The following is a 22007-nucleotide window of genomic DNA, read 5'->3' as shown; positions in this document are numbered from 1 at the left end:
GGAGCAGAGGTAGGAGCATGACCAACGACAAGCGGCGGCGCGCGCCCGTCGCCCACCTGGAGACGGCGTTCGGGGTGACCCTCGACCCCGAGCTGCTGGAGCGGGCGTTGACCCACCGGTCGTACGCCTACGAGAACGGTGGGCTGCCGACCAACGAGCGGCTGGAGTTCCTCGGTGACTCGGTGCTCGGCGTGGTGATCACCACGGCGTTGTTCCGCAACCACCCGGACCTGCCCGAGGGGCAACTGGCGAAGCTGCGGGCCAGCGTGGTCAACATGCGTGCCCTGGCCGACGTCGCCCGGGGGCTCGGCCCCGACGGGCTCGGCGCCTACCTGCTGCTCGGCAAGGGGGAGGAGAGCACCGGCGGCCGGGACAAGGCGAGCATCCTCGCCGACACCCTGGAGGCGCTGCTCGGCGCGATCTACCTCCAGTACGGGCTGGACACCGCAGCGGAGGTCATCCACCGGCTGTTCGATCCGCTGATGGCCGAGTCGGCGGGCCGGGGCGCCGCCCTGGACTGGAAGACCAGCCTCCAGGAGCTGACCGCCGCGCTGGGGCTGGGCGTGCCCGAGTACCGGATCGAGGGCACCGGACCCGACCACCTGAAGACCTTCACGGCCTGGGTGGTGGTGGCCGGCAACCGCTACGGCGGATCCGAGGGGCGCAGTAAGAAGGAGGCCGAACAGCGGGCCGCCGACGCGGCCTGGCGGGAGCTGACCGCGCAGGCCGAGCGGGACCGCGCGGACGCCGCGCCACCCGACGCGCAGGAGCCGGCGGCCGACGAGACCGCCGAGGCGGGTCTGGGTCGTGCCTGAACTGCCCGAGGTCGAGACGGTGCGGCAGGGGCTGGCCCAGTGGGTCACCGGTCGACGGATCTCGACGGTGGAGGTGCGCCACCCCCGGGCCGTGCGGCGACACGTCCCCGGCCCGGCGCACTTCGCCGACGTGCTCGCCGGCCGGACGGTGACCGACGTGCGGCGGCGCGGCAAGTACCTCTGGCTGCCACTGGACAGCGGTGACGCGCTCGTCGGCCACCTGGGCATGTCGGGGCAGTTGCTGCTCCAGCCGGCCGAGGCGGCCGACGAGCTGCACCTGCGGGTCCGGTTCCGGTTCGCCGACGACGGCCCGCAACTGCGCTTCGTCGACCAGCGGACGTTCGGTGGGCTGGCGGTCAGCGAGGGCAGCGCCGTTCTGCCCGCCGAGATCGCGCACATCGCCCGCGACCCGATGGACCCGGAATTCTCCGACACCGGGTTCGTCACCGCCCTGCGCCGACGGCGTACGGAGGTCAAACGGGCCCTGCTGGACCAGACACTGATCTCCGGGGTGGGCAACATCTACGCCGACGAGGCGCTGTGGCGGGCCCGGCTGCACGGGGCCCGCCCCACCGACGCGGTGACCGCCCCCGCCGCGGGTCGGCTGCTCGGGCACGTACGGGACGTCCTGGCCGAGGCGATCAAGCAGGGCGGCACGAGCTTCGACGACCTGTACGTCAACGTCAACGGGGAGAGCGGCTACTTCGACAGGTCGCTCAACGCCTACGGCCGGGAAGGGGAACCCTGCCGGCGTTGCGGGGCGCCGATCCGCCGGGAGGCGTTCATGAACCGGTCGTCGTACAGCTGCCCGCGCTGTCAGCCCCGCCCCCGGGGTGCCCTCAGGGGGTGACCCCGACCCGGTTCGGGGTTGCACCGGTGTGCCGCGCCGACGGCACTCCGGGCCTCTGCCGGATTTACGCTGATCCACCCGGTCGGTCGTCCCGGGCGACCCGACCCGGCCGCCTCCGCGGCGTCCGGGGTGGGCCGGGGCCGTTCCCCGATGTGCCCCGCCGTCGCCGTCCCTAGCGTCAGCACGGTCGGCAGGGCGCCGGCGGGAAGGGGGCCCGACGGAGATGGGCGGCAGACCGGTGACGGTGCGGTTGGCGCGGTGGAGCGCCGAGCACCCGTGGCGCGCGATCGCGCTCTGGGTGGTCTTCGTGGCGGTGTGTTTCGTCGGTGGCAACGCCGCCGGCCTGAACGAGGCCACCCAGGCGGACCAGGCGATCGGCGAGTCCGGTCACGCCGACGTGATCGTCACCGAGGGGAAGTTCACCGATCCGGCGGTGGAGAACATCCTGATCACCCCGCGTACCGGCACCCTGGACCGGGCCGCCGCGCAGGCCGCCGCGACCGACGCGGCCGACCGGCTGCGGCAGATCACCGGAGTGGCGTCGGTGGGCGAGCCGGTGCCGTCGCGCGACGGTGCCGCGCTGCTGGTGCCGATCACCATGGCCGGTGATCCGGAGACCGCCGCCGACCGGGTGCAGCCGCTGCGCGACGCCACCGCCGCCGCCCAGGCCGCCCACCCGCAGCTGCGGATCGAGCAGGTCGGCGGCCCGTCGATCAACCAGGCGCTGGACGACACCCTGGGCCGGGACTTCAAGCGGGCCGAGCTGCTCAGCCTGCCGGTCACCCTGGCCATCCTGATCGTCGCGTTCGGCGCGCTGATCGCCGCCGGGGTGCCGGTGCTGCTGGCGCTCTCCTCGGTGGCCGCCGCGATGGGGCTGTCCACCCTCGCCTCCCACCTGGTGCCCGCCACCGACACCACCTCCAGCGTGATCCTGCTGATCGGGATGGCCGTCGGGGTGGACTACTCGCTGTTCTACGTCCGACGGGAACGGGAGGAACGGGCCAAGGGCCGGTCCGGGCTGGACGCGGTGGAGATCGCCGCCGAGACCTCCGGGCATGCCGTGGTCGTCTCCGGCTTCGCGGTGATCATCTCGATGGCCGGCCTGATGCTCGCCGACGACGTGGTCTTCTCGTCCCTCGCCGTCGGCTCGATCCTGGTGGTCGCCGTCGCGGTGACCGGCTCGCTGACCGTGCTGCCGGCGCTGCTGGCCAAGCTGGGCCGCTGGGTGGACCGCCCCCGGGTGCCGCTGCTGTGGCGGCTCACCGCGCCCCGCACCGGACGGCACGGGCAGCCGGCCCGGCCCCGGTTCTGGCCGGCGGTGCTGCGGCCCGCGCTGCGCGCGCCCCGGGCCACCCTGATCGTCTCGGTGGGGCTGCTGCTCGCCCTGGCCGCCCCGGCGCTCGGCATGAAGCTGAAGTTCCCCGGCATGGAGGACCTGCCCCGGACCACCCCGGCGATGCAGGCGTACGACCGGCTGACCGCCGCCTTCCCGAGCACCGGCACCAGCCACACGGTCGCCGTCCGGGCCCCCGCCGAACAGGCCGACCAGGTGCGCGTCGCGCTGACCGGGCTGGCCCGCACCGCCGCCGCCGACCCGCTGTTCGCCCCCGTGGAGGCGGACGGCCCGAAGATCGAGGTGTCGGCGGACCGCCGGGTGTCGGTGCTGGAGGTGGCCACCCCGTACGCCAGCCGGGACGACCGGTCGGTGCGCTCCCTGCACGAACTCCGCGACGACCTGCTGCCCGCCGCACTGCGTGGCATCCCCGGCGTCGAGTACGCCGTCGGTGGCGGGGTGGCCGCCAGCGAGGACTACGCCCGGCACATCCGGGAGAAGCTGCCGCTGGTGATGGCGTTCGTGCTGGCGCTGACCTTCCTCGTGATGACCTGGACGTTCCGGTCGGTGGTGGTCGCCCTCACCTCGATCCTGCTCAACCTGCTCTCCGCCGGGGCCGCCTACGGCCTGCTGGTGCTGGTCTTCCAGGGCGAGTGGGCGCAGGACCTGCTCGGTTTCACCTCGATGGGGGCGATCGTCTCCTGGCTGCCGCTGTTCCTGTTCGTGGTGCTCTTCGGGCTCTCCATGGACTACCACGTCTTCGTGGTCAGCCGGATCCGGGAGGCGGTACGCGCCGGCCGGTCCAACGCCGACGCGGTCGCCTACGGCATCACCTCCTCGGCGGGTGTGGTGACCAGCGCGGCGATCGTGATGGTGGGAGTGTTCGCGATCTTCGCCTCGCTCAGCACGATCGACATGAAGCAGCTCGGTATCGGGCTGGCCGCGGCGATCCTGCTGGACGCCACGATCATCCGGGCGGTGGTGCTGCCGTCGGTGATGACCCTGCTCGGTGAGGCCAACTGGTGGGCGCCCCGCTTCCTGCGCGGGCGCAGCCGGCCCGCCGCCACCCCACCGGCCGACCCGACGCCGGAGCTGGTCGGGGCACACTGACCGGCCGTTCCACCAGCCCCGGGGCCGCCGCCCCGCCCACTCGCCGCCGGTGACCGCCCTTGCGGGTGGTGCAGCGCCGTGGCCGGCGGCGCGGATGACCCGGACCGCAGCTCGCGGTCCGGGTCACCCCGGTGTGCCGGGGACCGGTCCGGGGACGGTGGGACAGGGCACGCGCCAGGCGTCCAGGGTGCGGTTCTTGCGGATCGAGGCGAAGCCGTAGCCGACGGTCGTCACGCAGAAACCCGCCGGGTCCCCGGCGTACTCGACCTGGAAGACCGGCTTGTCCGCGTCGGCGAACGGGAGCAGCTTGGCGCAGCGGCGCAGCCGGACGCACTCCTCGTCGACCGCGAAGTCGAAGTCCGGGGCCAGCGTGGCCACCTGCGCGACGTCGCCGACCAGGCCGGGGGAGAGACCCAGGGTCCGGGCCAGCGCGGCGGACCGCCGGTTGAACGCCAACTGGTCGTCGAAGTCGAGCGGGAAACCCGACCGGTGGGCGTACCCGTCGGCGTCGACGAGGGCCACCGCGCCGAAACCCTTGCCCCGGCAGAGCCGGAACCGGTCGGCCAGGACGGGACGCAGCAGGTCCCACCGCCGGATGTCGACCCACCGGCTCCCGGGCCGCCCCGCCGCACCGCCGCCGACCGCCGCCGGGTAGCGCGCGGCGTCCGGATCCTTCCCGGCGTACGTCCCGACCGGCACGTGACAGATCAGCCGCCGGTCGCGCCGACGCAACGCCCCGGTCTCGGCGGTGCTCACCCGGACCGGGTCGAGGAGGAAGACGTCGGCGTCGACGGTGGTGTCGACCGGGCCGGTGAGCTGCCACTGCCACCGCCACTGCCGGGCCGTGCCGGGCGGCCACGGGGTCGGTGCGCCGGGCGGGCCGAGGTCGGGACGGCAGGCGTACACCGGGGTCAGCAGGGTGAGTGCCAGCGTGGCCGACAGCACCCGGCGGGCCGGGTGGCGCAGCGGTGGCCGGGTGGGCAGCGGCGACCCGCCGCGCGTCGCGGACGCTGACGGCCGGATGCGCATCGGCGGCTCCCGGGTCCCGTGCGGTACGTCGCACGCCTCACCCGGTCAAACGAGAGGCCCCCGGCGACGACGCGGTCACGTCGTCGCCGGGGGCCGGCCGTCCCCGGTCAGCGCGGGGCGGCGAAGTCCTGCGTCCAGTACGGCCCGTTGCTACTGGCCACACCCACGCCGATCTCGGTGAACGCGCAGTTGAGGATGTTGGCCCGGTGGCCGGAGCTGTTCATCCAGGCGTCCATCACCGCAGCCGGGGACTGCTGGTTCCAGGCGACGTTCTCGCCGTAGGTGCGCCAGGTGTAACCGGCCCGGTCCAGCCGCTGGCCGGCGTCGCTGCCGTCGCTGCCGGTGTGCGTCATGTTCTTGTGGTCGGCCTGGTCCTGGCTGTGCTGCTGGGCGGCGAGGGTCAGCTTGGCGTCCACCGTGACGGCGGCGCAGCCGGCCTTGGCCCGTTCGGCGTTGACCAGGTCGACGACCTGCTGGACCTGGCTGCCCCCGCCGCCGCTGACCGCGGCCCGGGTGGTGGTCGCCGCGGTGGGGATGTTGCCGCCCCGGGTGGTCTGCCGGGACGCCGGCTGGGTCCGGCTCGGGGCGGGCGTCGGCGTGACGCTCCGGCTCGGCGACGGGCTCGGCGACGCCGCCGACGGGCTCGGCGACGGGCTGGGGGAGGTAGGGGCGGTGGTGCTTGGTGCGGTGTCCGGGATGACCGGCGCGGTGGCCACGGGTTCGTCGAGGGCGGCCGGGTCGGTGCGCTCGTCGTCGTCGGGCAGCAGCAGCGCGCCGATGCCCAGGCTCACCACCAGGGTCGCCGCGGCGGCGGCCCCGCCGATGAGCAGTGGACGCTTCAGCCGGCGACGCGGCCGGCCGGGGCCGGTGGGTGTCGGCCGGCCGTTGCCGGTGGGTGTCGTCGTCGGTCCGCCGGCCGGCACGACCGCCGGGGCGAGCGCGGTGGCGTCCCGGTCGGCGGGCCCGGAACCGGCTCCGCTCAGGTACGCCTGCCGCCCGTCCGGTTCGCCCACCCAGGGCCCGTCCTGTCCGGTGGCCGGGTGCGTGTCCCCGCCCCACGGGCCGGCCGGTTCGCCCTGCCACCGCCCGGTCTGCTCGTCCTGCCAGCGGTCGGCCGGCTCGCCGGGCGTGTCCTGCCAGCGGTCGGCGGCATCGCCGTGCCACGGCCCGGCCGGCTCGCCACCCCACGGCCCGGCCTGCTCGCCGTGCCACTGGCCGGTCTGCCCGCCCTGCGTGTCCGGCCACCGGTCGGCGTGCCCGCCCTGCCAGCCACCGGCCGGTTCGCCGTGCCACTGCCCGTCGGTTTCGCCCTGCCACTGCCCGTCGGGTTCGCCGTGCCGCGGCCCGGTCGGCGTGTCCTGCCACGAACCGGCGGGCCCGTCCTGCGTGGGACCGGTCTGGTCAGCCTGCCAGCGGTCGGTCCGGTCGTCCTGCCACGTCCCGGTCGGTCCGTCCTGCCACGTCCCGGTCGGTCCGTCCTGCCGATGGTCGGTCCGGTCGGCGGCCGGCCACTGCCCGGCGGCCGCTGCGGTCCACCGGCCGGTCGGCTCGTCGCGCCACCGGTCCGCCGGCTCGTTCCGCCACGTTCCGGTCGGTTCCGCCGGGTGCTGGCCGGGTGCCGCGTCGGCCCGGTGGTCACCGGCGGGGGGCGGTCCGGCGGCCCAGCGGTCGGGTCCACCCGCGAAGCGCCCGGCGGAGGTGCCGGCCGGGTCGGGGCCGGTCCGATCCGGGCCGTCCGGCGTCGGGTCGTCACCGAAGAGGTACGCCGAGCGGGGCTCGGGACGGTCGGTCAGCCAGGCCGGGTCGTCCGCCGACGGCTGCGGCCGTCGGTATGCGGCGTCCGGGTCGTTCGGATCGGTCGAGCCGTACACGCCTGTCGCCTCCACGGGTCGGTTGCGGGCCGGGGTGACGCTACGGCGGCAACGGGAACAGCGGCAACGCGGCTAAGGAAGAGTTAAGGCCGGGCAGACATCCAGGGTCACCGTAGCCGCCGGGGAAGGCGTAGAGTCAAGAAGTCCGGACAGAGAGTGTCCGAGCCTTGCGGCCCCCGGGCACAGTCGTCAGGGTAGGCGTGTAGATGATCTACGGCCTGCGAGAACTTGACGAACGGCGGATTATCGCTCAATATGTAGGTGTCGCCAGTCGCGCCCAGCCACGCCCGGAACTCAGTGGCCCGGTAGTAGTCGCGAACACGAAATGGGCGCGCGTTGGCCGGCTTTTCCGGCAGCGCATATCAAGGAGTTAGCATGGCGAAGGCCCTGTACGGCCACGTAGGTGCAGCGCCCGACCGGCGTCTGCTCGACGAGGTCACCCGACTGCGTTCCAGGGTGCAGACCCTGGAGTTCGAGATCACGCGCCTGCGTGCCGACAACGATCGGCTCGCGGCGGCTGCGGCGGAGGTGGACGACCTCCTCCGGCTGGCCGAGCCGGCGCTCACCTGATCTTCGGCACCGCAGAAAACTGAACAGCACCACCGCGAAATAGCGCGCCGACACTTTTTGTGCCGGCGCGCAGTGCTGTCGCCGGCAATTCTTCCGGGCGTCAATTCGTGATCTTGTCACTCGATGTGGCGTAGCACACCCGATCATTTTTCGGACCGTACGGGGTGCGGCACCGGGGGCCGGGGCGGGTCGCGTGCCGGCCACCGCGTACCGACGGGTTAGTCTGCGGGTTCACCAGGTCCGCGCAGCCCGCGACGCCTGCGGTGGCCACCGGACGAGGATCGGACAGGTGCATCTCAAGAGTCTGACGGTGAAGGGGTTCAAGTCCTTCGCCTCCGCCACGACGTTGAAGCTGGAGCCCGGGATCACCTGCGTGGTCGGCCCGAACGGCTCCGGCAAGTCCAACGTCGTCGACGCGATCGCCTGGGTGCTGGGCGAGCAGGGCGCCAAGGCGCTGCGCGGCGGCAAGATGGAGGACGTCATCTTCGCCGGCACCGCCGGGCGGGCGCCGCTGGGCCGGGCCGAGGTCACCCTCACCATCGACAACACCGACGGCGCGTTGCCGATCGAGTACACCGAGGTCTCCATCACCCGCCGGATGTTCCGCTCCGGCGAGAGCGAATACGAGATCAACGGCGACTCGTGCCGGCTGCTCGACATCCAGGAGCTGCTCAGCGACTCCGGCATCGGCCGGGAGATGCACATCATCGTCGGTCAGGGCCGGCTCGACGGCATGTTGCACGCCAAACCGGAGGACCGCCGCTCGTTCATCGAGGAGGCGGCCGGCGTGCTCAAGCACCGCAAGCGCAAGGAGAAAGCGCTGCGGAAGCTCGACGCGATGCAGGTCAACCTCAACCGGCTGACCGACCTCACCGCCGAGCTGCGCCGCCAGCTCAAGCCACTGGGCCGGCAGGCCGAGGTGGCCCGCCGGGCCGCCGCCATCCAGGCTAACCTGCGCGACGCCCGGCTCCGGCTGCTCGCCGACGACCTGCACACCCTGCGGGTCACCCTGGACAAGGAGATCGCCGACGAGACGGCGCTGCGCCAGCGGCGCGAACAGATCGAGGGCGAGCACACCGAGGTGCAGGGCCGTCTCGGTGAGCTGGAGGCGGCGCTCGCCGAGGACGCGCCGCTGCTCGCCGCCGCCCAGGACACCTGGTACAAGCTCTCCGCCCTCGCCGAACGGTTCCGTTCGGTGGAGCAGGTGGCCCGGGAACGGCTGCGCCACCTCAGCGCCACCGGCGACGACGAGCGACCCGGCCGGGACCCCGACCAGTTGGAGGCCGAGTCGCAGCGGGTCCGCGAGCAGGAGGAGGAGCTGCGCGCGGCGCTCACCGACGACCAGATCCGGCTCGCCGAGGCCGTCGAGCACCGGCAGGAGCTGGAACGCCAGCTCGCCGCCGCCGAACGGGAACTCGTCGCCGCCGCCAAGGCGATCGCCGACCGGCGGGAGGGCCTGGCCCGGCTGACCGGGCAGGTGAACTCGGCGCGGGCCCGTACCACCAGCGCCGGCGAGGAGATCGACCGGCTCGCCGCCGCGCACGCTGACGCCCTGGCCCGCGCCGACCAGGCCCAGGCCGAGCTGGACGCGGTCGCCGAACAGTCCACCGAGGCCGACCGGGACAACGCCGAACTCGACGACCGGCATGCCGAGGCGGTGGCCGCCCACGAACGGGCCCAGGCCACCGTCCGGGCGTTGGCCGACACCGAGCGGGCCGCCGAGAAGGACGCCGCGACGTGGAAGGCCCGCGAGGAGGCGCTCGCCCTGGGCCTGCGCCGCAAGGACGGTGCCGGGGCGCTGCTGGCCCGCGCCGACGAGGTGCCCGGCCTGCTGGGCAGCCTGGCCGGGTTGCTCACCGTCGCCGCCGGCCACGAGGCGGCGCTCGCCGCCGCGCTCGGTGGGCTCGCCGACGCGGTGGCGGTCACCGGTGTGGACGAGGCCGTCGAGGCGATGCGGCTGCTGAAGATCTCCGACGCCGGCCGGGCCGGTCTGCTGGTCGGCAGCCCCGCCGGCCCCGGCATGACCGGCTCCGCCGACGCGCTGCGCCCCCGGCTGCCGGAGTCCGCCCGGTGGGCGCCGGACCTGGTGGAGTGCGCCCCCGAGCTGCGTCCCGCCGTACACCGGGCGCTGCGTGACGTGGCGCTGGTCGACGACCTCGCCGCCGCTGCCGAGCTGGTCGCCGACAACCCGGAGCTGCGCGCGGTCACCCCGGACGGTGACGTGGTCGGGGCGTACGCGGCGGCCGGCGGGTCGGCCAAGGCGGCCAGCTTCATCGAGGTGCAGGCTGCGGTGGAGGAGGCCCGCGCCAACCGGCTCACCGCCGAACGGACCGGTGCGGAGCTGCGCGACCAGCTCGTCGATGCCCGGGCCGAGGTGGCCGCCGCGAAGGAGGCGGTGCAGCACGCCGCCGCCGCGAAACGGGAGGCGGAGAGCCACCGCAACGCCGCCGCCCGCCGGCTGGCCGAGCTGGGTGCGGCGGCCCGGTCGGCCAGGGCGGAGACCGACCGGCTCGGTGAGAGCCGGTCCCGCGCCGAGGCGGCCCGGGAACGTGACCTGACCGCCCTCGCCGAGCTGGCGGAGCGGCTGCGGCTCGCCGAGGACACCCCGATCGACGCGGAACCCTCCACCGAGGACCGGGACCAGCTCGCCGCGATGGTGCCCCGGGCCCGGCAGAACGAGATGGAGGTCCGGCTCGCGGTGCGTACCGCCGAGGAGCGCGTCGCCTCGATCGCCGGCCGGGCCGACTCGCTGGCCCGGCAGGCCACCGCCGAGCGGGCGGCCCGGGAGCGGGCGGCGGCCCGGCGGGCGGCCCGGACCCGGGGCGCGGCGATCGCCCGAGCCGTGGTCGGCGGGGCCCGCGAGGCACTCACCCGGCTGGGCACCTCCGTCGCGCGCGCCGAGGAGCACCGCGACGCGGTCGCCCGCGAACGCGCCGCCCGGGAAGCCGAACTCCAGGAGGTGCGCGGGGCGGCGAAGCGGCTCGGCGCGGAGCTGGAGCGGTTGACCAGCCAGGTGCACCGCGACGAGGTGGCCCGCGCCGAGCAGCGGCTGCGCATCGAGCAGTTGGAAGCCAAGGCCGCCGAGGATTTCGGCCTGGACCTGGAGACCCTGCTCGCCGAGTACGGCCCGGCGCAGCCCGTCCCGCCGACCCCGGTGGACGTCGCGACCGCCGAACGCGACGGCCTGCCGGTGCCCGAGCCGGTCCGCTACGAGCGGCCGGTGCAGGAGAAGCGGGCCGCCAAGGCGGAACGGGAACTGGCCCTGCTCGGCAAGGTCAACCCGCTCGCGCTGGAGGAGTTCGCCGCCCTGGAGGAGCGCTTCAAGTTCCTCTCCGAGCAGCTGGAGGACCTCAAGGCCACCCGACGTGACCTGCTCACCGTGGTCAAGGACGTCGACGAGCGGATCCTGGAGGTCTTCGCCAGCGCGTTCGCCGACACCGCCCGCGAGTTCGAGCAGGTCTTCACCGTGCTCTTCCCCGGCGGCGAGGGCCGGTTGATCCTCACCGAACCCGACGACCTGCTCACCACCGGCGTGGAGGTGGAGGCCCGGCCGCCCGGCAAGAAGATCAAACGGTTGTCGCTGCTCTCCGGTGGTGAGCGGTCGCTGACGGCGGTGGCGATGCTGGTGGCGATCTTCCGGGCCCGGCCCAGCCCGTTCTACATCATGGACGAGGTGGAGGCGGCCCTCGACGACGTGAACCTGGGTCGGTTGATCACGCTGCTGGCCCAGTTGCGGGAGAAGAGCCAGCTGATCGTCATCACCCACCAGAAGCGGACCATGGAGATCGCCGACGCGCTCTACGGCGTGACCATGCGCAGCGGCGTCACCCAGGTGATCAGCCAACGGCTCAACCGGACCGACGACGAGCGGTCCGACCGAACTGAGGAGAATCAGTAGTGGCACGGGAACGGCCGACGGCGCTCCTGCTCGACTTCGACGGCGTGCTGCGCCACTGGGACCCGGCGGTGGCCGCCGGCATCGAGCGGGAGTACGGCCTCTCCGCCGGGGTGCTCGGCGAGATCGCCATGCACTGGGGGCGGCTACAACCGGTGCTGACCGGTCAGGTCAGCCACGCCGACTGGGTGTCCAGCGTGGCTGACGCGCTGACCGAGTCGGTCGGCCCGGACCGGGCGCGGGCGGCGGTGCAGCAGTGGCAGCGCTACCGGGGTGAGCTCGACGCCGACGTGCTGGCGTTCGTCCGCGAGGTGCGGGCCGCCGGGGTCCGGGTGGGTCTCGGCACCAACGCCACCGACCTGCTCGACACCGACCTCGCCGAGTTGGGCCTGGTCGGCGAGCTGGACGTGGTGGTCAACTCCTCGGTCGTCGGGGTGCACAAGCCGGCGAAGGAGTACTTCCAGGCCGCCTGCGCGGCGCTGGAGACCCCGCCCGTGCGGGTGCTCTTCGTTGACGACGAGGACTGGGCGGTCCGGGGGGCGCGGGCGGCCGGGCTGTCGGCGTACCGGTGGAGTGGGCCGGAGGGGCTGCGCTACCTGCGGGCGGCGCTGGCCCACTGACCCCGGGCGGCGGGGGTCATCCGTCGCTGACGTCGTGGGGCTGGCTCTGCTGTCGCCAGTACGTCAGGGCCTCGGCGGCTTCGGCGGTGAGCGGATGGTCCGGGCCGACCACCCGCAGACAGGTGGCCAGCAACTGCTCCAGGGCGTCGGCGGCACCCGCCGGATCCCCTGCGTGCCCCCGCCACGAGGCCAGGTTCCGTTGCGCGGACAGGGTCTGCGGATGCTCGGCGCCGAGCACCCGGATGTAGTCCGCCACCAGTGCCCGCGTCTCGCTCACCGCGGCGGCGTGCTCACCGGTGACGCCGAGCTGGAAGGCCAGGCCGTTGCGGGCTTTCAGGGTCACGTCGTGCTCGGGGCCCAGCAGCCGATGGCAGTCGGCGAGCAGCTCACGGAGCGCGACGACCGCACCGGCCGGATCACCGGCCTGTCCCCGTAGCCAGGCCAGGCTTCCCCGGGAGTTCAGTGTCTCGGGGTGGTCCGGGCCGTTTACCCGTAGGCGGTCGGCGAAGACCTCGGCGGTGGCTTCGGCGGCCCCGGCGGGATCGCCCGCCTCGCCCCGCCAGAAGGCGATGTTGTGCCGGGTGGTCAATGTGAGCGGGGCGTCCGGGCCCAGCACCCGGATGCAGTCGGCGGCGAGCGTGACGAATTCGTCCGCCGCCCCGGCGGCATCTCCGCCCCAACCCCGGTGGAAGGCGTGCAGAAAACGGAAGTTGAGTGTTCCGGCGTGGTCGGGCCCGTACAGCCGCAGCGAGTCGGCGATGGTCCGATCCAGGCCGTCACTGGCGGCCCTGACCAGCCCGGCGTCACCCAGGCTGCTGTAGAGGCTGATCAACACGTCCCGAGATTCGTCGCGGAGCAGCAGGTCACCGACATGATCACGGAGCGCGACGGTGTTCGCCCGGAACGCCTGACTGAGGGCCGGGCGGGTCTCGCTCTCGGGCCACTGGTCCAGCAGCGCGGCGGCGGCGGTCCGGGTGGCCCGGCTGAGCTGGTCGCCGGTGAGCTCGTCCCGTGCGGCGCGCTGCACCAGCGCGTGCACCCGCAGGCTGCCACCGTGCGGGTCGTGCGTGATCAGGTTGAGCCGGTGCAGGTTGTGCAGGGCGCGACCCACGTCGTCCACCCCGACGACATCGCCGGTGCCGCGTGCCTCGGTCAGATAGGCCAGTACGGCCGTGGTGGTGAGCAGGGTGGTGGGGACGCCGTTGGGGTCCAGCAGCGCGACCAGATTCAGCACCGGCCGGGCCAGGCCGGCGGGGGCCGCCGCGTCGGCGGCGTCGATGGACAGCGCCCAGGTCGCCGCCACCGTGGCCCGGTGGTCGTCGGGGAGGGCGTCCGGCTGGGGCACCAACTCGTCGAGCCGCCGTCGGCGGTCGGTGAGCAGCCGGCGGTAACCGGCGCAGTCGAGCCCCCGGTCCCGGATGAAGGCGGCGGCCTGGGCGACGGCCAGCGGCAGATGGCCGAGGTCGGCGGCGAGTTGACCGGCCTCGGCCAGCCGACCCGGGTCGGCGATGGCCCGGTGCAGGTAGCCTGCGGCCTCGGCCTCGCTGAAGAGCCCCACCTCGACCAGGACGCGACCCTCGGCGGCGAGGACGGCGTCACGTCGGCGGGTGGTGACGATCGTGCGTCCGTGGCGGTTGGCGGGCGGCCACCAGCCGGCCGCGTGGGCCGGCGTGTCGAGGTTGTCCAGCACCACCAGCCAGCGGCGGTCGGTGCGTTCGCACCAGTTCAGCAGTGTCGCGGCGGCCTGCTCCAAGTCCACCGTCGGATCGACCAGACGTAGTTGCCAGGCAGCCTGGGCGTAACCGGCGAGGATGGCGTCCCGGCTGATGGCGGTGATCCAGACCAGCAGGTCGAGTTCGCCGGTGTGGGCCAGTCGTCGGGCGAACTGGGCCGCGAGTTGGGTCTTGCCGACACCGCCCATCCCGGAGAGCACCTGGGTGAGCACCGCGGTGCGGCCGGTCCGGGCGACGCGGGTCAGGTCCAGCTGCGCACGTCGGTCCTGGAACCAGGACGCGGACTGCGGCAGCCGTCCGACCTGCACCAGACGGCCGGTCGCCGGGGCACGGTCGGCTCGGCCGACCCGCAGCGCCTGCACGGCGGCGATGGTGCCGACCAGGGAGAACACCGCGCTGACGATGCCGGCGATCCAACCGGCCTGCTCGGTGCCGGCCCAGCCGGGTCGCAGCGCTGCGCCATCGACGGGACGACGCAGCAGCACGACGGCCACGGCGGCAGCCAGCAACGCCGCCAGCAGCAACATCACCGCCCGCCGGCCGGGCGGGCGACGGCGGAAGACCTCACCCATGTCTTCATCATCCCGTGTGGACGCACGCCGCTCATCGGTGCTCCGGAGCGCTCCTGCGGCCTCACGGATGGTGATGTCCGGTCATCTGGTCACGACGGGTGCCCGCAACACCCCCAGGCCGGGGTCGGGCCGGCCGGCGGACGGGTGGGCCGCGCCGACCGGCGGCGGGGTCACTCGCCGGTGACCCCGTCGAGGCGTTCCCGGAGCAGGTCGGCGTGACCGTTGTGCCGGGCGTACTCCTCGATCAGGTGCAGGTAGACCCAGCGCAGGCTGAAGGTCCGTTTCTTGGGACCCACCTCGGTGAACGTCTCGTCGAGCGAGCGGCCCACGGCGGCGGCCCGGGCCAGGGTGACCTGCTCGTGGTAGGTGGCGAAGTCGGCCTCGGCGTCGGCGTGGCTCACGTCGAGGTCGGCGTCCGGGTCGTCCACGGAACCGTACGGGTAGTCGAACTGCTGCCCGGCGAAGTTCTCCCGGAACCACCAGGCCTCCACCTCGCCCAGGTGCCGGACCAGGCCGAGCAGGGTGAGCTCGGACGGCGGCACGCTCGGGGTGCGCAACTGCTCGCCGGTGAGCCCGGCACACTTGAGCAGCAGGGTCTGCCGGTGGTAGTCGAGCCAGCTCTCCAGCATGGCCCGCTCGTCGCCGACGGGGAGTTCAGGGGTCCGGGTGATGTCCGGTGCTCGCCAGGTCATGTCCGGCATCCTCGTCGCCCGGTCCGACATTCCGCGACCGTTATTCGTCGCGCCGTCGGCGGCACCACCCGGCCCGGATGCCCCGCGACGACCCGGCGCAGGCGGCGGTCGCCGACCCTGCCCCGGTCAGGGGACGACGAGGACCGGCCAGCGGCCGGTGCGGACCAGGCGGGTGGCGACGGAACCGACCAGCCGGTGACCGGCCTGCTCGGAGGAGCCGACCACCACCAGGTCCGCCCGGGACTCGTCGGCTGCCGCCCGCAACTCGGTGTACGCGTCGCCGCGCCGGCACAGGAACGTCACCGGCAGCCCCAGCTCCTCCGCGCCCCGGCGGCACTCCTGTCGCAGGTCGTCGGCGAGTTCGTCGTGGGTCTGCTGGACCGCCCCGGCCACCACCCCGGGCATCAGGCCGGTGTAGCCGGCCGGGGCGCTGACGAAGACCACCACCAGTCCGGCACCCTGTCGACGGGCCAGCCCTGCCGCGTAGGAGGCGGCCCGTAGCGAGGTGCGGCTGCCGTCGACCCCGACCAGCACGACCCGGGGTCCGTCGGTGCCCCGCTCGAACTCCTGCGGGCGGGCCTGCGGGCCGTACTGCTCACGCTCGACGGGGATGCTCACCGGTCGGTCCCGGTGCGGACCACCGCCGCCCCGGCAGCCGCCGCGACGGTGGACTCCTGCGCGACGGTGTCGGTCCGGGCGTCCCCGGTGTGCTGGCGTAGCGGGATCTCCTTGATGAAGATCACCGCGATCAGGGAGATCAGCCCGAACGGGGCGGCGACCAGGAAGATGTCACCCGCGCCGTGGCCGTAGGCGCTCTCCACCACGGTCCGGATCGGCCCCGGCAGGGTGTGCACGTTGGGCAGCACGCCGCCGCTGCCCGAGCCGGTGGCCGGGATGCCCAGCGCGGTGAGTCCGTCGGCGATGTAGTCCTTGACCCGGTGGCTGAGGACCGCGCCGAGCACGGACACGCCGACCGCGCCGCCGAGGCTGCGGAAGAACGCCACCACCGAGCTGGCCGCGCCGAGTTCGTGGGTGTCGACGGTGTTCTGCACGGCGAGGACGAGGTTCTGCATGGTCATGCCGAGCCCGAGCCCGATCAGCGCCATGTAGATGGACAGGTGCCAGTAGGGGGTGTCGTAGCGGATCGTGCCCATCAGCGCGAAGCCGGCGGTGAGCAGCGCCGATCCGGTGACCAGGTAGCGCTTCCAGCGGCCGGTCCGGGTGATGATCCGGCCGACGACGACGGAGGAGATCAGCAGGCCGAGGATCATCGGCATGGTCATCAGACCGGACATGGTCGGGCTCTCGCCCCGGCTGATCTGGAAGTACTGGCCGAGGAAGACCGATGCGCCGAACATCCCGACGCCGACGGCGATGCTGGCGACGACGGCGAGGGTGATGGTCCGGTTGCGGAACAGCCTCGGCGGGATCATCGGCTCGCTGGCCCGGTTCTCGACCCGGACGGCGAGCACGCCGAGGGCGATCGCGCCGATCACCATGGCGGCGCTCTGCCCGGAGATCCAGTCGTACTTGTCGCCGGCCAGGGTGACCCAGATCAGCAGCAGCGACACGGCGGCGGTGATCAGGGTCGCGCCCCACCAGTCGATCTTCACCTGACGCTTGACGACCGGCAGGTGCAGGGTCTTCTGGAGCACCACCAGGGCGGCGATGGCGAACGGCACGCCGACGTAGAAGCACCAGCGCCAGCCGAGCCAGGAGGTGTCGACGATGACGCCGCCGATCAGCGGGCCGCCGATGGTGCCGACGGCCAGCACCGCGCCGAGGTAACCGCTGTACCGGCCGCGCTCGCGGGGCGCGATCATCGTCGCCATGATCACCTGGGCCAGGGCGGTGAGGCCGCCCGCGCCGACACCCTGGAGCACCCGGCAGGCGATGAGCTGCTCGGTGGACTGGGACAGGCCGGCCAGCACGGAGCCCAGCACGAAGATGGCCAGGGAGAGCTGGACCAGCAGCTTCTTGCTGGTCAGGTCGGCGAGCTTGCCCCAGATCGGGGTGGTCGCGGTGGTGGCCAGCAGGGTCGAGGTGACCACCCAGGTGTAGGCGGACTGGCCGCCCTTGAGTTCGGTGATGATCCGCGGCAGCGCGTTGGAGACGACCGTGGAGGAGAGGATCGCGACGAACATGCCCAGCAGCAGTCCGGAGAGGGCCTCCAGGATCTGCCGGTGGGTCATCTCGACGCCGGTCGCCCGGGTGGGCGCTGTCGCCTGGGTCATCGTCGTTGCCTCCGCTGATGGTGAAAAGGGTGCCTCGGGCAACCGTAAGCGTTCGTTGCCTCAAGCAACAACCGGAGGTGACCTGGCTCTATTCCCTTTGCCCCCGGGCCGGGCCGGGGTGGGGCGGGGCGCGGCGGGGTGCGGCGGGGTCGGCCGGGTCGGCGGGGTCGGCGGGGTCGGCGGGGTCGGCGCGTCGCACCGCCGGGCCGGAGTGGGTCAGCAGATGACGCCCGCCGGAGCCGGGGAGGGGCGCGACGGGGTCAGAAGGTCTCGTTGAACCGGTGCATCAGGCGGGCGAACTCCTCGACGTCCCGCTTCGGCCAGGTCTCCATCGACCGGTTGATCTGGTCCATCCGGGCGGACCGGGCGGCGTCGAACCGCCGGGTGCCCTCCTCGGTCAGCCGCAGCTGCGCCGCCCGCCGGTCGACCGGGTCCGGATCGCGGCGCACCAGGCCCAGCCCTTCCAGCCCCTGGATCTGCCGGCTCAGCGTGCCCTTACCGATGCCCAGCTCAGCGGCCAGGTCGGTCAGCCGGGTCGACCCGGACCGGCGCAACCACAGCAGCAGGCCGTACGCGTTCGGCTCCAGGTTGGGGTGCACCTCCCGGGCGATCTCCCAGGACAGTGCCCGGCCCCGGCGGAGCAGCGCCGTGAGTTCGTGCTCCAACACGCGCAGCGTCTCCGGCAGATGATCGTCCACGGCACGAGGGTACGTGGCGGAGGTCACTTCGCCGAGGAGAGTCGCTGCCGGGCCACCTCACGCAGGTGCCCGTCGCTGGTGGTGCCCTCGATCAGCACCACCGCCTCCCGCCCGGTGTGCCGCAGCGTGCTCACCGCGTTGCCGAAGTACGGGCCGGCCAGCTTCTTCCAACGCACCGTCGGGCGGCGTACCCCGGCGGAGCGGGCCAGCGCCCGGGTGGCCGCCGCCGGTCCGGCGCTCCAACCCAGCTTCATCAGCGGGCGCATCGCCGCCGGCACCTGGTTGTGGATCGGGGAACAGGTGAGCTGGTGCACCGGGGTACGCACCGCCGGGTCGTCGAACCGGGCGCGGGCCACGTACGAGTGGTGCACGTCGCCGGAGAGCACGCTGATCGACGCCGGCGCCGGGTACGCGGGCCCCGCGCCGATCCGGTCCCCGGCGCTGCCCGGTGCGCCGCTGCCCAGCCGCACGAACAGCGCCCCGAGGGCGTCGAACGAGCGGCGGAACGCGGCCCAGTGCTCCAGGTCGAGCGCCCGGCGCAACTTCTCGGCCAGCCCGGCGACCCACGGCCGGCCGGAGTCGGCGAGCTTCTCGTTCCACGCCTCCACGTGGTGGATGCCCGGCGGCAGCAGCCAGGGCAGCGACGCGCCGATCACCAGGTGGTCGTAGACGCCGTGGGCCCGGTCGAGGAACCAGGACCACTCACCGGCGGGCAGCATCGACCGGACGCCCGGTTCGAGCACCCGGCTGCACCGGTTGTCCAGCATGACCAGCCGGGTCCGGCCCAGGTCCAGCGCGTAGCTCCACTGGTACTGCACGGCCCGCCAGCGCTCGGTGTCGTGCGCCTCGTCGGCCTCCTTGTCGACCCGCTCGCCGAACTCGCGCAGCACGTCGGTGGCGTCCTCGGCGGCGACGACCTTGGCGTAGAGCGGGTCGGCGGCGATCTCGTCCGGGGCGAGGTTGCCCAGGTGCTGGTAGACCCAGTAGGAGGCCAGGCCGCTGCGGATCCGCTCGGCCCACCAGGCCTGCTCGCGCATGTCGGACCGCCACGACTTCGAGGTGTTCCAGTCGTCGATCACCTCGTGGTCGTCGAAGATCATCACGCTCGGCACGGTGGACAGCAGCCAGCGGATCTCCGGGTCGCGCCACGACTCCAGATAGAGCTTGGTGTACTCGTCGAAGCTGACCACCTGGTCGGCCGGGGCGTCCTTCGGCCGCCGCCGACGCCGCTTGAGCAACCGTTTGACCGTGGGCGAGGTGACGTCGGCATAGACCTGGTCGCCGAGCAGCACCAGCAGGTCGGGCTGCGCGTCCCGGTCGGGCGCGGCCATCAACCGCCGGGCGTACGCGTCAAGCGCGTCCGGGGGCAGCTTGCGGGTGGTGTTGTGCTGGGTGGTCTCCCGGCACGACCCGAAGATCAGGCTGACCGGCTGGTCCCGGTCGTCGGCCGCCCTGGTCCGGATCACGCTGGGCGGGAACCCGTCGCGGGCCACCGGCCAGACCAGCTCGTCGTCGACCAGCACCTCGTAGCTGGTGGTGTGGTCCGGGGTGAGCCCCTCCACCACCACCAGCGCGTAGTGGTGGTCGTACGCGGAGAAGGTCGGCGCGGAGCCGGTGGCGCCGTCGGCCGTGCGGACGGTGACCACCGCGGGCCCGCTGGTCTCCACCCACACCGTCGCCCGGGTGCCGACGACCCGGCGCAGCAACGGGCCGATGAGCAGACGCGGCTCGGGCATGGGTGGCACCTCCGAGGAGAGGACGATTCATCTTTTCTACCCCGTGGGTGGGTGGGTCACCCCCGGCAGCGGCGAGCGTACCCGCAGCTCGCTCAGCTCCGGAGGCGGTGAGTGGGACGTCGTCGCCGGCATCTGACAGGATTTCGGCATGACGGACTACCTCCTCGTCGCACTGGCCCTGCTCGGCGTGCTGATCCTCGGCGGCCTCGGCCTGGTCGTGCCCCGGCTGCGTCGGCGTGCCGCACCCCCGCTGCCGCAGACCGAGGTCGACACCCGGGCCGAGGAGGACCTCGCCGGGCCACCCGTCGAGGCGGCGGAGTCCGACCTGTCCACCGGTGTCCTGGTCGAGCCGCCGGTGGTCACGGCCCCACCGCTGGAGGTCCCCGAGCCGACCGCGGGCCGGCTGGTCCGGCTGCGGTCGCGGCTGGCCCGCTCGCAGAACGCCTTCGGCAAGGGCCTGCTCGGCCTGCTCGCCCGCGACCACCTCGACGAGGACGCCTGGGAGGAGATCGAGGACAGCCTGATCACCGCCGACGTCGGCATCGACGCCACCCGGGACATCGTCGACCGGCTCCGCGAGCGGACCCGGGTGCTCGGCACCCGCTCCGCCGGTGAGCTGCGGGACCTGCTCGCCACCGAGCTGGTCACCGCCCTCGACCCGGGACTGGACCGCTCGTTGCGCACCACCGGCCGCGACGGCGTGCCGGCGGTGCTGCTGGTGGTCGGGGTCAACGGCGCCGGCAAGACCACCACCTGCGGCAAGATCGCCCGGGTGCTGGTCGCCGACGGCCGCTCGGTCACCCTCGGCGCGGCCGACACCTTCCGGGCCGCCGCCGCCGACCAGCTGGAGACCTGGGGCGGCCGGGTGGGCGCCGAGACGGTCCGGGGCGCCGAGGGCGCCGACCCGGCCAGCGTGGCCTTCGACGCGGTCCGCCGGGGCATCGACGCCGGCACCGACACCGTGCTCATCGACACCGCCGGCCGGTTGCAGAACAAGATCGGCCTGATGGACGAGCTGGGCAAGGTCAAGCGGGTGGTGGAGAAGCACGGCCCGATCGACGAGACGCTGCTGATCCTGGACGCCACCACCGGGCAGAACGGGCTGGAACAGGCCCGGGTCTTCACCGAGGTGGTGAACGTGACGGGCGTGGTGCTGACCAAGCTCGACGGGACGGCCAAGGGTGGCATCGTGATCGCCGTCCAGCGCAAGCTCGGCATCCCGGTCAAGCTGGTCGGTCTCGGCGAGGGCGCGGACGATCTGGCCCCGTTCGACCCGGCGCAGTTCGTCGACGCGCTGCTCGGCACCGAGCCGCTCGCCCGGGACGCGTAACCTCGCGGTGAGCAACGACGATTGCGCGTACGCCGGGTGGCGTGACCCCCGCCATGCGGCGCCGGGCCTGGGGAGACCGTACGTGACCTCGCAGGAGATCCCGCTGCACGGCGGGAACGTGAGCACCGTCGTCCGGGTCGGCGACACCGTCCGGCGCAACGCCGGCCCGTGGACGCCCTCGGTGCACGCCCTCCTGCGCCACCTGGAGTACGTCGGGTTCACCGGCGCTCCGCGGGCGCTGGGGATGGACGAGCGCAACCGGGAGGTGCTGTCCTACCTCGAAGGGGAGTGCGGGGAGTACCCGCTGGCCCCGCACTGGGTCACCGACGAGGCGCTGGTGACGGTGGCGACCATGCTGCGGATGTTCCACGACGCCCAGTACGGTTTCGCCCCGCCGCCGGGCGCGGTCTGGCGCTCGTTCGGGCCGCCGCCACCGGACACCGAGGTGATCTGCCACCACGACGCCGCCCCGCACAACGTGATCTGGCGGCCCGACGGCACCCTCGGCCTGATCGACTTCGACCTCGCCTCGCCCGGGGCCCGGATCTACGACGTGGCGTACGCGGCGTGGACCTGGGTGCCGATCTTCGCCGACCGGGACTCGATCACGCTCGGCTGGAAGCACCCGGACCGGCCCCGCCGGCTGCGGTTGTTCGCCGACGCGTACGGGCTGATCCCCCGGGACCGGCACCGGCTGATCCGGACCATCCGTAAGCGGATCGTCGACCACGTGGAGGGCATCCGGCGGATGGCCGCGGCGGGGGAGCCGGCGTTCGTCCGGATCGTGCACAAGGGTCACCTTCGTCGCCCGATGCGCGACCTGCGCCTGCTCGACTACGAACGGCACGCCCTGGAGCACGCCCTCCGCTGACGACCGCATCGGGGAAAGAGTGGCTGTTCGTTGCCGGAACGGCCACTC

16 protein-coding genes are annotated in these 22007 nt (G+C 73.5%); 8 read left to right on the top strand and 8 right to left on the bottom strand.

Annotation, left to right across the window (positions count from 1 at the left end; translation table 11 throughout):
- The first annotated feature begins 17 nt into the window (after positions 1-17).
- From rnc to JQN83_RS12060, 3 genes are all read left to right on the top strand, one after another.
- Complete coding sequence (gene rnc, locus JQN83_RS12070; RefSeq protein WP_244252296.1) at positions 18-815, top strand: ribonuclease III; 798 nt, start codon at positions 18-20, stop codon at positions 813-815.
- Positions 808-1665 carry a bifunctional DNA-formamidopyrimidine glycosylase/DNA-(apurinic or apyrimidinic site) lyase gene (gene mutM, locus JQN83_RS12065; RefSeq protein WP_208567210.1) on the top strand — a complete coding sequence of 286 codons (858 nt, stop codon included), beginning with the start codon at positions 808-810 and terminating at the stop codon, positions 1663-1665. Before rnc ends, mutM begins: the two co-directional genes overlap by 8 nt.
- Before the next feature lie 223 nt (positions 1666-1888).
- Positions 1889-4108 (top strand): MMPL family transporter, encoded by a 2220-nt coding sequence (locus tag JQN83_RS12060; RefSeq protein WP_208567209.1) that lies wholly within the window; start codon positions 1889-1891, stop codon positions 4106-4108.
- A gap of 123 nt (positions 4109-4231) precedes the next feature.
- Here the strand turns inward: JQN83_RS12060 and JQN83_RS12055 are convergent, their stop codons facing one another.
- On the bottom strand, positions 4232-5137 hold the full coding sequence (locus JQN83_RS12055) for an endo alpha-1,4 polygalactosaminidase (protein ID WP_208567208.1): 906 nt from the start codon (positions 5135-5137) through the stop codon (positions 4232-4234).
- 107 nt (positions 5138-5244) lie between these two features.
- Positions 5245-7008: a CAP domain-containing protein gene (locus tag JQN83_RS12050; RefSeq protein WP_307799199.1), complete on the bottom strand. Its 1764-nt coding sequence runs from the start codon at positions 7006-7008 to the stop codon at positions 5245-5247.
- A gap of 375 nt (positions 7009-7383) precedes the next feature.
- Between JQN83_RS12050 and JQN83_RS12045 the strand changes: the two genes are divergently transcribed.
- The 3 genes from JQN83_RS12045 to JQN83_RS12035 all read left to right on the top strand — a co-directional run bounded on the left by JQN83_RS12045 (position 7384) and on the right by JQN83_RS12035 (position 12093).
- A complete protein-coding gene (locus tag JQN83_RS12045; RefSeq protein WP_208567207.1) occupies positions 7384-7578 on the top strand; it encodes a hypothetical protein in 195 nt (64 codons plus the stop codon).
- Positions 7579-7867: 289 nt separating this feature from the next.
- Positions 7868-11476, top strand: a complete 3609-nt coding sequence (smc, locus tag JQN83_RS12040) for a chromosome segregation protein SMC (protein WP_208567206.1) — start codon at positions 7868-7870, stop codon at positions 11474-11476.
- Positions 11476-12093: an HAD family hydrolase gene (locus JQN83_RS12035; protein WP_208567205.1), complete on the top strand. Its 618-nt coding sequence runs from the start codon at positions 11476-11478 to the stop codon at positions 12091-12093. Before smc ends, JQN83_RS12035 begins: the two co-directional genes overlap by 1 nt.
- 16 nt (positions 12094-12109) lie before the next feature.
- Here the strand turns inward: JQN83_RS12035 and JQN83_RS12030 are convergent, their stop codons facing one another.
- The 6 genes from JQN83_RS12030 to JQN83_RS12005 all read right to left on the bottom strand — a co-directional run bounded on the left by JQN83_RS12030 (position 12110) and on the right by JQN83_RS12005 (position 19758).
- A complete protein-coding gene (locus JQN83_RS12030; RefSeq protein WP_208567204.1) occupies positions 12110-14398 on the bottom strand; it encodes a tetratricopeptide repeat protein in 2289 nt (762 codons plus the stop codon).
- 170 nt (positions 14399-14568) lie between these two features.
- Entirely contained in the window at positions 14569-15090 is a 522-nt protein-coding gene (locus JQN83_RS12025) for a DinB family protein (protein WP_208567203.1), read from the bottom strand.
- Between the two features lie 126 nt (positions 15091-15216).
- Positions 15217-15708, bottom strand: a complete 492-nt coding sequence (locus JQN83_RS12020; RefSeq protein ID WP_307799198.1) for a universal stress protein — start codon at positions 15706-15708, stop codon at positions 15217-15219.
- Positions 15705-17324 (bottom strand): MDR family MFS transporter, encoded by a 1620-nt coding sequence (locus JQN83_RS12015; protein WP_208567202.1) that lies wholly within the window; start codon positions 17322-17324, stop codon positions 15705-15707. Before JQN83_RS12015 ends, JQN83_RS12020 begins: the two co-directional genes overlap by 4 nt.
- A gap of 260 nt (positions 17325-17584) precedes the next feature.
- Positions 17585-18022, bottom strand: coding sequence for a MarR family winged helix-turn-helix transcriptional regulator (locus JQN83_RS12010; protein ID WP_307799197.1), 438 nt, complete (start codon positions 18020-18022; stop codon positions 17585-17587).
- Positions 18023-18045: 23 nt separating this feature from the next.
- On the bottom strand, positions 18046-19758 hold the full coding sequence (locus tag JQN83_RS12005; RefSeq protein ID WP_208567201.1) for an alkaline phosphatase D family protein: 1713 nt from the start codon (positions 19756-19758) through the stop codon (positions 18046-18048).
- Between the two features lie 148 nt (positions 19759-19906).
- On the opposite strand from JQN83_RS12005, the gene ftsY reads away from it, so the two are divergent.
- Positions 19907-21088 carry a signal recognition particle-docking protein FtsY gene (ftsY, locus tag JQN83_RS12000; protein WP_208567200.1) on the top strand — a complete coding sequence of 394 codons (1182 nt, stop codon included), beginning with the start codon at positions 19907-19909 and terminating at the stop codon, positions 21086-21088.
- Positions 21089-21095: 7 nt separating this feature from the next.
- Positions 21096-21959: a phosphotransferase gene (locus JQN83_RS11995; RefSeq protein WP_208567199.1), complete on the top strand. Its 864-nt coding sequence runs from the start codon at positions 21096-21098 to the stop codon at positions 21957-21959.
- Positions 21960-22007 lie beyond the last annotated feature (48 nt).

The sequence above is a fragment of the Micromonospora antibiotica genome (genome assembly GCF_017599305.1).
GTDB lineage: Bacteria > Actinomycetota > Actinomycetes > Mycobacteriales > Micromonosporaceae > Micromonospora > Micromonospora antibiotica.
Note: the sequence above shows the minus strand (reverse complement) of the source record. Positions and strands in the feature narration are given on the sequence as shown.